The organism is Arcicella sp. GW821-FHT09D11, assembly GCF_059416265.1.
Genome location: NZ_JBWKOV010000001.1, coordinates 177,710 through 189,994 on the forward strand (window position 1 = coordinate 177,710; position 12,285 = coordinate 189,994).

The window sequence follows — 12,285 nt, forward strand, 5'->3', positions numbered from 1 at the left end:
ATCAGTATTAATCGCACCCTATTGAAATTTGAGGAATCAATGTTATTAACAAACAATTACAGTCTCAAATCAAATAATTCTTTTGAGCGAATCCATACGATGGTCACAATGATTAAGGTCATCGCTCCGCCAAATATTACAGATGGTACTGTTCCCATTACTTTAGCCAAAAATCCTGATTCAAAAGCCCCTAATTCATTAGATGAACTCACAAAAATGCCATTCACAGAAGAAACCCTTCCTCGCATTTCGTCAGGAGTAAAGAAACGTAAAACAGTTTGGCGAATAATAACACTTACGCTATCGAACACGCCTGTAAAAAACAAAGCAACAACCGATAACCAGATATTAGTAGATACCGCAAAAACCAACGTAGCCAAGCCAAAACCTGCAATCGCTAAGAGTAAGTTACGCCAAGCTTTCCCCAAAGGTGGGATATAAACCATCACAATCATACACAATACAGCCCCAATTGAAGGAGCGGCTCTTAGAATCCCCAGCCCTTCGGCACCTACATGGAGTACATCTTCTGAATACACTGGTAATAAGGCAATTACCCCTCCGAAAAGCACTGAAAACAAATCTAATGAGATAGCATAAAGGATAATCTTTGTTTTGAAAACATACACGATTCCTTCACGAAGTGAGAAGAAGATATTTACTTTTTGCTCATTTTGCTGTGGAATTGGCGGAGCAGTTATCATAGAAATGAGTATCATTACCAACACAAATAACCCTACTACACACCATAAAGCATGCGTAAGCCCAAGATAAGCATATAAAAAACCTGCAAGACCTGGGCCTAAAATAGCTCCTGCTTGCCAAAAAGAACTCTGCCAAGTAGCAGCATTAGCAAAAACGTCTTTGGGAATTAAAAATGGATTCAATGAACTTGATGCTGGGCTATAAAACCCCCTTGAAAAACCAATCAGCATAATTACTCCGTAAACAACCATTAACATTTGGGCTTGGGTCAGACCACTCGTAGGATTAGTTGCCCAAATTAATACGACTGAACCCAAAGTAATAAAAGCTAAACTAATTTGCATAATGGTTTTCTTATTTCTACGGTCGGCAAAATGTCCTCCGAACAATGCTAATGAAATATAAGGTAAGGCTTCTGCCAAACCAATTAAACCAAGTGCCAGAGGGTCATGGGTGATTTTATAAATAGAATATCCAAGAATTACTTCTTGAATGAGCAATGCCATCGTAACAAAACCATTAGCAAAAATGAAGGCTACAAATTCTGGGTATTTAAGGGCTTCGTAAGGAGATTGTTTGGGGGATAAATCTGTCATATTTTTAAGTTTGTTCTCATTAATGATTAGCGTAATACATTTTTCAAGAGAAACCCATTAAGAAACTCCTATTTCAAATTGAGGCAATTTTCTAGTACTTATCACATTGACACTATCGCCAAGCTGTATGGTATCCAACACAGTTACTAGTAAGTTTTGTCCAAACAATACTTTTTTACCTGCCCTTCTATAGGTTGATAATGTATAGAGGGGGTCTTTACCTGTTTTTTCTCCAGACTCTTGGTCTACCGTCGTCATGATACATCTACTACATGGCTTCACACCCCAAAAGGTGGCTTTTCCTATCTGCACTTCGTACCAATTATCTTCTTCATAAGCTTCTCCTCCTTTGAAAACTAAATTCGGACGAAAACGATTCATTTTTACGCGCTCTTTTAAACGATTATTTAAATCATCTAAAGACGATTGTCCGATTACTAAAAAAGGATAAGCGTCTGAGAAAGACGTTATCTCTTCGCCAGTAATGGCATATTTTTTATCTACCTCCCTCCTACTGTCTTCGGGCATATAAACTAATCTTACAGTCATTGCCAAAGCCTTTGAAAACCATTCGTTGGCTTCAGTACTTACTTCCAAGGCATCTATGGTGTCATCCCACACTTTTACACGCACATATTCATGATGATTGGGTGGCGTAATACTTACTTTAAGAGGCGCAATAATGTTTTTTCTATGGGTAATCGTCAAGAATTCATCATCAATACTAGGCTGAAAAAGCGCTAACTGTGGGAATTGTCTTTGGGTAAGGAAAGCACCATCTTCGTTTACTAAAAGCCATCTTCGGTCATTTTCAATACCTCTTTCGGTAACTTTTGCTTTTTGAAGACTAATGCCTGCGAGCGATTTTACGGGGTAAATCCAGATTTCAGAGAGTTGAAGCATAATATTTATAATTTCCCCCAAAAGTACAAAAACCTGTGGAATTTGATGATTCACACAGGTTTTTGTTTTCTTAAAAAGAACGTAATTATTCTTCTTACTCTTGTTCCAATGCTTACTTTATCAGCATCTAGTTTAGATTTTAGTTACAGCTTTTACCGTATAACCTTGTTTTTTTAATAAGGTTAATACTCCTTTCGTACCTCCTAAATGCCCCGCTCCTACACCAAAAAAGGTAGCTTTTTCTTTCATAATAGTAGCCATTCTAGGAACCCAATTGGCGTTTCTGGTTTCAAGTAAATCTTTTTCAAAACCAGCATCTGATGTCGGTGAGTTAGTTATGTCCGACAGCAATGCTTCTATATCTTGTTTTTTATAGTCTTTAATCAGCTGTTTTAATTCCTTCTTCCCGTCTGTCCAGTTATCTACCATTTTTACTAGCATCAAATCGGCTTGTTTTTCCATGCCCATTTTATCTACGGCATCAAATTGTTCTTGTACTAACTCAAGCCCTTTTACTTCTTTTTTCTGCTCTTGTGCCATCTTGATAAAAACCTCCTCATAGCCTTGCATTGGGCAACCTAACATACTAGGAATACTCATAGAGCTTAGGATAAAAGGCTTCATGCCATCCATAAAAGCAATATTGGTTTTTAAAGAGTCTTTAAAAAACTTGGCTACTTTGGTATAATCAGCTTCTGACATGATTGTTTTCAACGTCTTGCCGTCGGGCATCATCATATTCTTTTGCATTTCTGTCATCATCGACGGGTCATCCATATCGATTTCTAAATAAACTTGCTGAGCTTTGGCAAACTTATTTTTTACAACTTCTGGCAAGAAAAAATCATCTTTACAAATAACATGTATGGTACCAAAAATATAGGAAGGTTGTGAAAGTCCATTGCCTGAAATTTCATACAGTAATGATTTCTCTTCTTTTTGTCCATAAATCTTAGAGAAATATAGAAAGCTAAAGATTAATGAAATGGTAAAGAATTTAATAGGATTTGCCATTGGGGGAATAAATATTAAAGGTTTTGTTTCTTGCCTGAATGTAAAAATTTTGTTTGTGTCTGTACCAATATCGCTTAGTCTATGCTCTCTTCTAATTCCGCTAAACAGCTTTTTAGTTTGTCTAGGTGCTGTCCATATACTTTACGGATATAAAATTTAACCCAAAAATAGCCTAAAGGAGAAGTAATTACGGTAATAGCTATTAAAAATGTTAAGGATAATTCTTGCCCTGTCAATTCTACACCCACTACCATTCCATAAAACATCATCGGAAAAATCAGCACATAATTGATAATCATGTAGATAAGTATGAATTTTGAGCATTGTTCTACTGTAATACGTAACGAAGTAATTAAGCTTAATCTTGTTTCAAAGGCTTGCAGAGAACGATATTCAAACCAAAAGACAGCTAGCGTAACAATAGTAGTAAAAGTCAGGATTGAGCAAATATATTTATGAAAAACAGGAATATCAGTAAAAAAAATAAAGTATAGGAAAATGGGGATAAACAAAATGCTTATGCTGAACTCAAACATCATGTTTTTTTTGAGTCTTGCTATCACATCATTTGATTTACCCTTCATCATCATTGAAAACTCATCATTTTCAATCACTTGAGCAGACATACTTTCAAGGGATGTTTGTTGCCAAATATTTTTTAATTCGTCTAATTCCATCTTTTGTTTTGGAGCATAATAGTTTTTACAATAGTTGTGAAACTATTTGGCATTAGCCATCAAAGTTCTTAGTTTTTCACGTATTCTAGTCATTTTTACTCTTACATTATTCTGACTAATACCGATTATCTCAGCAATTTCTTCGTTGTTCTTTTCTTCAAAATACAGCATAATAATAGCCTTTTCAATTTCAGATAGTTGGTCGATAGCCTGATACAATACCGTTAGTTTTTCTTCAATACCATAGTCGTATTGATTGTCTGAAATATTGGTAATGGTTTCCGATAATTCTACTCGGATAGGTTTTCTACTTTCTTTTCTAAAATCAGAAATAGCGACATTTAGTGAAATTTGATATATCCATGTTGAAACCTTTGCTTCGTGCCTAAATTTCGGAAAAGCTTTCCATAATTGAATCACAATTTCTTGAAACAAATCTTTTCGGTCATCGTGGTCACGACGATACATTCCGCACACTTTATGCACGATGCCCTGATGGATTTTGATTAGTTCAACAAATTGATTTTCTACTATTTGGTTCAATACATTGGAGGTTTTGAATGATTAGTCGAACGAAGATTACGATAATTACACAAAAAAGAGATTATTTTTATCAATTTTAATATCTGTCCTTGTTGAAGTTATTTCGGGGACGATAGCAAAGGCAAAAAGCCCATAAAATAAAACACATACCTATTTCAATCTATCTAAGATTTTGTTTAAATTGAATGATTCTTAATATCTCTAAAAGTCAATTCAAAATTATGCAAAAGCTACTGATAACCTGCTTATTATTCCTCACTTTCTTATCTAATGCTCAAAAACGAAAAACTCCTGTCCCTGACCGATTTGCGGGTTTAGATACTGCGTTAAACCATATTCTTGTCGACTGGAAAGCCCCTGGTTTTGCAGTAGCCATCATCCAAAAAAACAGAGTGGTATATGCAAAAGGATTTGGCTACCGTGATTATGAAAATAAGTTACCAGTTACACCGAATACTGTATTCGCAATCGGTTCGTGTACAAAAGCCTTTACGGCTTCGCTGATTGGTCTTTTACAGAAAGATGGCAAACTGGAATTAGACAAGCCTGTGAGTAATTATTTACCTGAACTGAAGTTCTACAACGATGATATGAATAATAAAATCACCCTTCGTGATATGATGACCCATCGTACAGGACTTCCCAGACATGATTATTCTTGGTATTTTTCTCCTACTACTCGCGATAGTATTTTAACGCGTATTCGATTTTTAGAGCCTTCTACTGGTATTCGCGAACGCTGGCAATACAATAATTTCATGTTTGCGGCTCAAGGTATTGTAGCACAAAAACTTACCGGCAAAAGTTGGGAAGATAATATTAAAGAGCGTTTTTTTAAGCCGCTAAATATGACAAACTCTCATTTCTCTATCAAAGAATTTGATAAAAGTAGTGATGTGGCTAAAGGGTACGGATTAAAAAAGGATAGCTTGATTTATCGTTTAGATTATTTTAATATCGATGAAATGGGCCCTGCGGGTAGTATTAATAGTAATGTATTAGAAATGGCGAATTGGGTATCCGCTTGGATTAATGGTGGTAAATTTGAAGGGAAAGAAATTCTATCTCCTCAATATGTTACAGATGCGATTTCTTCTCAGATGGTCATAAACGGTGCTTTGCCCAGTAAAGAAACCCCTGACCTCCACCTATCTACTTATGGATTTGGGTGGCTTCTTTCCTCCTATCGTGGACATTATCGGGTAGAACATGGTGGAAATATTGATGGTTTCAGTGCCAACACCTCTTTTTTCCCTAGTGATAGTTTAGGTATTGTTGTGCTGACAAATCAAGATGGTTCTGCTATTCCTACGCTTGTACGTAATGTCATAGCCGACAAGATGCTCGACCTTAAATATTATAATTGGAGTGGACAACGGTTGAAGTCGTATAAAAAAGCCATCAAAGAGTCAAAAGAAGCTCAAAATAAACCAACAAGCAACAGAAAAACGAATACAAAACCTTCGCATAGCCTTACCGACTATACTGGTATATTTGCTAGTGATGGTTATGGGAAATTAAATGTCAATCAAAAAGGAGATTCATTGTTTTTACAATCGCCCAATCACAAATGGTGGCTTTCGCATTATCATTATGATACTTTCTTGAATTTTGATACTAGGTATGGCATTGATACGACGAATAAAAGTTCAATATTTTTTCAATTCAACACGGGAGTTAATGGTGAGATTGAAACCTTATCAGCCATAGGATTGGAACCTACTATCGGTAAACCAGTTGTGTTTAGTAGAGTGATTCCTATCAAGCCTATTTCGGCAGAAGAATTGAAAAAGTATGTAGGCGAGTTTGATTTAGGAGGCGTTACGATTAAAACGTATGTTAAAAATGAAAAAACACTCTATGTCTTCATTCCTGGTCAGCCCGAATATGAATTAGCCTCTATTGGCAATCATAAATTTAACCTTGTCAAGCTGAAAGGTTATAGTGTTTTGTTTGACATAACGCCAAGTCTGGAAGTGACTGCGCTTACTTTTGTTCAACCAAATGGTAATTTTAAAGCGACTAAAAAGAAATAAGGAACAAAAATAAGGCTATCTTACAAAGACAGATAGCCTTATTTTTGTTCCCTTCAACTCCGCATTCCACACTCAAAACTCCCTTTACTTTGCTTCCATCAAACAAACCTTAGTAGTCTTTTCAGTTACTTTAAATCTATCATCAATTCTAAAGCCAATTACCCAAACTATCGAACCGTTTGATGTAAGCAGGTATATTTCTTTTTTCAAGTTCAAAGGTACTTTTTGGTCAATCAGGAAATCACTGATGAGCTTTTTTTTATTCATTCCTAGCGGGCAAAACCAATCACCTTCTTTCCACTTACGTAGCTGTAACGGAAAGCGAACCTTGTCGGCATCCAAACAAGCTAATTTTTTAGCCGTAGGCACTACAAAATCTTCTTCTATTTCTGTAAACTCACCAATGTTCAACATTCTATCGCCAAACTCTACTACCACATTATTGGTCTCAATGGTTTTGCTTGTAAAAGCCTGTAGATTCTTCGGGGTAATTACCAGTTCTGTACGGTCTTTTACCAAGGTATGTGTTGGGGTAAGAAACATTTTGCCTGCTTCTTTATCAAAAGCTTCAACAATATCCTGACTTTGTTGATAGCTAAAATTGTAAGGTTTTAACAATTCTGCTAGTTTAATCACAGGTTGCGAAAGCGTTTGAATGGCTTTATAATTCACATAAACTGCCTGCGAATCTGACCAAGTGATTTGTTTTCTGAGCATTTCCATTTCTTGTTCAAAAATATCTTCTACTGCCGAAATTCTTTCTATGGTTTGCTGAATGGTATTTTCAAGATTTGGATTGATTTGCTTTAACAAAGGCACTACTTCATTACGAATCAGGTTACGTTGGTATTTATTAGATTCATTCGAAGAATCTTCACGCCAGATAATCTGATTTTCTACGACATAGTCAAAAAAGGATTCTTTCTCAGCAAACAACACTGGACGAATAATATGACCGTTTTTTACCCTGATACCATGCAAGCCCGCTATGCCTGTTCCTTTGGTCAAATTCAATAATACTGTTTCGAGTACGTCATTCTGATGATGCGCCGTAGCGATATAGTCAAACTGATGTTGGGTTCTTATTTTTTCAAACCATTCATACCTTAAAATACGCGCAGCCATTTGCGTAGAAATTTTTTCATTTTCGGCAAAATCAGTCGTTTGAAAGGTAGTTACGTAAAAAGGTACTTTGTATTTAATAGACAGTTTCTTCACAAACATTTCATCTTCATTCGATTCCTCGCCACGAAGTCCAAAATTGCAATGGGCAATCGCAAAGTTAAGTTTTGCTTTGCTGAAAAGGTCGCACATCACGACAGAATCCATACCACCACTTACCGCTAAAAGTACTTTTTGAGACGGTTGAATAAGATTTTGTTTGTTAATAAACGTTAAAAACTCGTTGAGCATGATTTTATTTGGCTAATTTTGCAAGCACAAGATTTATGAAATATTCCACAAAAATACATCAAATAAAAGTAATTCCAGAATCGATGAAAGCATTTGAAATAGTCAAATCCATTTCCAGTACTTTATCGTATATTTTTATAGGATTAATTTTATCATTTTTTACTTTTTTTTCAGCTAATGCCCAAACTACTGGTGGAAGCCAAGTAGATATCATTAAAGCCGATAGTTTGATTGGTCAGAACCAGCCATTTATGCAAATGAAGAAACTGATTGGCAATGTCGCCTTGCGACAAGGCACTACGCTGATGTATTGTAATCTGGCTATTTTGAACGAAACAACGAATATTCTTGAAGCTTACGGGAAAGTAAAAATTATTCAAGCAGATACTGTTACGATTACTGGTGATACTGCCTATTATTTCGGTAATGATAGAAAAGCAATCATCAATGGTCATGTGAAGTTAGACGATAAAACGATTTTACTTACTACCAATAAGCTAGATTATAATCTAAATACTAGCATTGCTTACTACAATACTGGTGGTAAAATCATTGATAAAAAGAGTACGTTGACCAGTAGAGAAGGCTATTATAATACGGTTACAAAGCTTTTTGATTTTAAAACGGATGTTCACGTTATCGATAAGGATGGTAGCCTAACGGGAGATTCCTTACGGTATAGCACCTTATCAAAAGAAGCTTTTTTTATAGCCCCTACCTTGGTTGTTAATAAAAAAGATACCACTTATGCCAACCCCGGTAGCCAGTATAATACTGTCACAAAAATTTCGAACCTAAAAGGGCGGTCGACTGTAAAAACGGAAGATTATACCATGACGGCCGATACGATGATTTATGACCCGCCAACCGAAATTGGTATTGCGATTGGGAATATTCATTTCGTCTCGAAAAAAGACAAGGCTATCCTTACGGGCGACCGTGGTAGATATGCTAAGAAAACTGGGGTTACTAGAGTATTCGGACATGCTTTATTGAAGAATGTTTTTGAGAATGATACACTTTTTTTAACGGCAGACACCTTGGTTTCATTGGATAACAAGGAAACCAAAACGAAGAAAATGTATGCTTATAAAAGAGTCATGATTTCTAAAAGTGATTTTGCAGCAAAGTGCGACTCGCTGAGCTATAATGTTTCAGACTCAACCATTTATTTTTATCAGAAACCTATTCTCTGGAATTTAAAAAATCAATCGGAAGCTGATTCAATCAATATTTTACTGAAAAGAAATAAAATCAGTGTGATGAATATGAAGGGCAAGTCTTTCGTGATTGCCACAGATACACTAGCTAACTATAACCAGATTAAAGGCCGTAAAATGGTGGTTAGATTTACAGATGATTCTAAAATTGAACGTGTGAATGTGGAGGGAAATGGGGAAAGTATCTATTACGCAATTGATGAAAAAAATACCCTAACTGGGATGAATAGGGTACAATGTGGGAAAATGAATATGAATTTTGCTAAAAACAAGATATCTCGCATAGCTTTTTTAGCTAAACCAGATGGTAAGTTTATTCCGCCCAAAGAAGTAAAAGAAGACGATAAAGAGTTGGATGGATTCAGGTGGCGAATAAACGAAATGCCTAATAAAGCAAGTATTTTAGCAAGAGTTGCACGTCCTATTATTACCCCTCCATTAACTGCTTCAAAGGATTCTGTCTTGATAAAAAAGGTAGAAAAAAAGATAGAAAAGAAAATTAATGAATTGCCGCATAATAAAATAAACAAAAAATCGTTGCCGAAACTTTGAAAATTGAACTTTTTTAATATATTTTTGTTCTATAAATAAAATATTTAAAAGCAAAAGCAACCTTTCAAACGATTTTTAGGTCTATAATAATATAGAGGCGTAAAAATATTTATCAATTGATTAATGTTGTCTTCATAAAGAAATACTAAATGAAATGAAACCTATACTCTTTAATACAAAAGCTTGGTTAATTTGGGGATGCTTGATATCATCGATATCAGGGATTGCTCAGACTACTGAGAATCGCTACAAAAGTCGCTTGGATGTTAAGCCAAAGCAAAAGACTATGAGCCAGATTACAAGTTCGTCATCTTACAAAAAGATGCCTTTCTCATATTTCCAGCCATCGCATCTTTCTCTTGATAGGAATGTAAACTATCAGAGTGCTGCTATTAGTCAGTATTTTACTAATTCGTTGATGGTGCAAACGCCTAAAAATTATGCTGTAAAAAATGATTCTCAAGTGGTGGCATCAACAACATCTGTAGAGACCAAAGTAGAAGAATCTTTTAGTGCTGACGATAAACTTTTCAACAACGACAAAATATCAATTTGGAATATTTATCCTAATCCAGCAGACGATATTGCGACGATTAAATATAGTATTTCATCCCAAGTAAACGAAGTAAAAATCACGTTTTACAACGTTTTGGGTAGTGAGATTAAAGAAGAAGTTTTAGACAAAGATGCTTCAAGAAAAGAGATTTCTACCAAAGACTGGGGAAATGGCATTTATTTATATCAACTGTCTGCTGATGGTAGATCACTGGTAACCAAAAAACTTTTGGTTAGACACCAGTGAATAGAAGCTAAAGAGTAACAAAAAAACCACTTTCGCATTGAAAGTGGTTTTTTTGTGCCTGAGCCTTTATTATTGTCCTGCTGTTAGTTCTTTATACAAAGCTAATACTTGTTCTAATAAGGGTTCTTTCTCGTCATTATTAATTACAAAATCAGCAATTTTCAATCTTTCACTTTCAGATATTTGTCTGGCAATGATGGCTTCAATTGCTTCCTCTGTACGTCCGTCTCTTTCCTTTACACGCTTTATTCTTAGGGCTTTTGGAGCATCTACCACAATTACTTTATCAAAGGCATTTCCATCCCCCGCGGCTTTCATGAGTGCAGCTTCATACAATACAAATGAATCTTGTTGATGTTCTTCAATCCATGTTCGGGCATCTTGCCGAACTGCTGGATGTATTAGTGCATTTAATTGAAGTAGTAAATCAGCATTATTGAATACTTGCGAAGCTACCCATTCGCGGTTGTATTCAGCACTGGCAGTATAAGCATTTTCTCCTAATAATTGAATAATCGAATTTTTGAGCGAAGTATTATGAGTGACAAGCCATTTAGCACGTGTATCGGCTTCATAAATTGAGATACTTAGTATAGAAAAAATCTTACACACAAGACTTTTGCCCGACCCTATTCCCCCTGTAATGCCAATTACCTTTGTCATTATTTCAATAATTCTTCAACCTCAAAACTTACATTGATTTTATTTTTGCTAGTTTTCAACATACCGTTTTTAGCAAAAGGCAACCCTATTTCATCATCAAAATTATCTTTAATCTGTTGTCCAGGCACTTTAATATAAATTGTGTTATCCATGTCTTTCAACATAGATTCTGGGCCTTCTATCGTCAATACTCTCGGGCTAAGGTTAATCACACTAGAAACTACGTAATGCTCTTTCAAAGGAATATGTAAGCTATCTATTTTTAACGTAAATTCTTTCTTAATTTTCCTGTCAAATTCAAGCTCAAAACGGTCAGCTACTATATAGTTCACCTGTACATCTCTGATATATTCAGCAATAGAATCTGTCAGCATGCCAGTATTCAAGAACTTAGTCTTCAGAGGCTTAGTGATCGCATATTGAATAGGCGTTTTATTAAAAGCAAATGACTTGCGTAATAAATCCCATCCGCTACCAGAAACATTGACAGAAATTTTTTCAGGAAGTGGCTGAGTTGGTATGTAAAGAGAATCGTCGTAAGTAATACGAATAGGAAAGGAAATTTTTTGTGAATAGCCTTCTTTGTTCAAGGCATTCATTATCCAAAAAATAATAGCAGCGAATAGGCTCACTATTACAGCTTTGAAATCAGTTTTTTTAGGAGCGGGTTTCATCTGAAAGAATTTACAAATTGAAGTTATCTCAAAACTATCATGCCTAACGTACTATAGTTTTAAGCCAATGACATTACGCAGATATTTTAAATACTAAAACTATCGTGCCTAACATCTCATCGTTTTGAGGTAACTTCAATTAGGGAAATGACAAATTTTATTCGCCAATCTGTGCTGAAGAGTCTTTAGAAATGGCTGTTTTCAAAAATACCATTCTTACTCCTTTGCTTGAATCTACTTCTAATACAACTGTTTTTTCTCTTACAGAAGTAACAGTACCGTGCAAACCACCAATCGTTACTACTTTATCGCCAGCTTTTAATGCATCAACATATGATTGTTGCTCTTTCTGTTTTTTTTGTTGAGGACGAATCATGAAAAAATACATGACAACGAACATACCACCAATTAATAAAAGAGAAGATGCACCACCTCCACCGAGCATTCCTTGTAATAAAATACTGTTAAACATATTTGTTTTTTGTTT

General features: G+C 35.3%; 12 protein-coding genes. 3 read left to right on the plus strand and 9 right to left on the minus strand.

What is annotated here, in order from left to right:
* Positions 1–56: 56 nt before the first annotated feature.
* From AC07N0_RS00630 to AC07N0_RS00650, 5 genes are all read right to left on the minus strand, one after another.
* Positions 57–1,301 (minus strand): MFS transporter, encoded by a 1,245-nt coding sequence (locus tag AC07N0_RS00630; RefSeq protein WP_492800297.1) that lies wholly within the window; start codon positions 1,299–1,301, stop codon positions 57–59.
* Positions 1,302–1,358: 57 nt separating this feature from the next.
* Positions 1,359–2,204 carry an MOSC domain-containing protein gene (locus AC07N0_RS00635; protein WP_494587732.1) on the minus strand — a complete coding sequence of 282 codons (846 nt, stop codon included), beginning with the start codon at positions 2,202–2,204 and terminating at the stop codon, positions 1,359–1,361.
* Between the two features lie 132 nt (positions 2,205–2,336).
* Complete coding sequence (locus tag AC07N0_RS00640; protein WP_494587733.1) at positions 2,337–3,218, minus strand: TraB/GumN family protein; 882 nt, start codon at positions 3,216–3,218, stop codon at positions 2,337–2,339.
* Between the two features lie 74 nt (positions 3,219–3,292).
* A complete protein-coding gene (locus tag AC07N0_RS00645) occupies positions 3,293–3,895 on the minus strand; it encodes a hypothetical protein (protein ID WP_494587734.1) in 603 nt (200 codons plus the stop codon).
* Between the two features lie 42 nt (positions 3,896–3,937).
* Positions 3,938–4,438: an RNA polymerase sigma factor gene (locus AC07N0_RS00650; protein WP_494587735.1), complete on the minus strand. Its 501-nt coding sequence runs from the start codon at positions 4,436–4,438 to the stop codon at positions 3,938–3,940.
* 221 nt (positions 4,439–4,659) lie between these two features.
* Here AC07N0_RS00650 and AC07N0_RS00655 point away from each other — a divergent pair, with 221 nt between their 5' ends.
* Entirely contained in the window at positions 4,660–6,474 is a 1,815-nt protein-coding gene (locus AC07N0_RS00655) for a serine hydrolase (RefSeq protein ID WP_494587736.1), read from the plus strand.
* 84 nt (positions 6,475–6,558) lie between these two features.
* Here the strand turns inward: AC07N0_RS00655 and tilS are convergent, their stop codons facing one another.
* Entirely contained in the window at positions 6,559–7,887 is a 1,329-nt protein-coding gene (gene tilS, locus AC07N0_RS00660; protein WP_494587737.1) for a tRNA lysidine(34) synthetase TilS, read from the minus strand.
* A gap of 35 nt (positions 7,888–7,922) precedes the next feature.
* On the opposite strand from tilS, the gene AC07N0_RS00665 reads away from it, so the two are divergent.
* Positions 7,923–9,659, plus strand: coding sequence for an OstA-like protein (locus tag AC07N0_RS00665; protein ID WP_494587738.1), 1,737 nt, complete (start codon positions 7,923–7,925; stop codon positions 9,657–9,659).
* Positions 9,660–9,813: 154 nt separating this feature from the next.
* Positions 9,814–10,461, plus strand: coding sequence for a T9SS type A sorting domain-containing protein (locus AC07N0_RS00670; protein WP_494587739.1), 648 nt, complete (start codon positions 9,814–9,816; stop codon positions 10,459–10,461).
* Positions 10,462–10,530: 69 nt separating this feature from the next.
* On the opposite strand, the gene coaE is transcribed toward AC07N0_RS00670, so the two are convergent.
* From coaE to yajC, 3 genes are all read right to left on the minus strand, one after another.
* Positions 10,531–11,124: a dephospho-CoA kinase gene (coaE, locus tag AC07N0_RS00675; protein WP_494587740.1), complete on the minus strand. Its 594-nt coding sequence runs from the start codon at positions 11,122–11,124 to the stop codon at positions 10,531–10,533.
* Positions 11,124–11,798 carry a YbbR-like domain-containing protein gene (locus AC07N0_RS00680; RefSeq protein ID WP_494587741.1) on the minus strand — a complete coding sequence of 225 codons (675 nt, stop codon included), beginning with the start codon at positions 11,796–11,798 and terminating at the stop codon, positions 11,124–11,126. Before AC07N0_RS00680 ends, coaE begins: the two co-directional genes overlap by 1 nt.
* Positions 11,799–11,955: 157 nt before the next feature.
* Positions 11,956–12,270 carry a preprotein translocase subunit YajC gene (gene yajC / locus AC07N0_RS00685; protein ID WP_492800311.1) on the minus strand — a complete coding sequence of 105 codons (315 nt, stop codon included), beginning with the start codon at positions 12,268–12,270 and terminating at the stop codon, positions 11,956–11,958.
* Positions 12,271–12,285 lie beyond the last annotated feature (15 nt).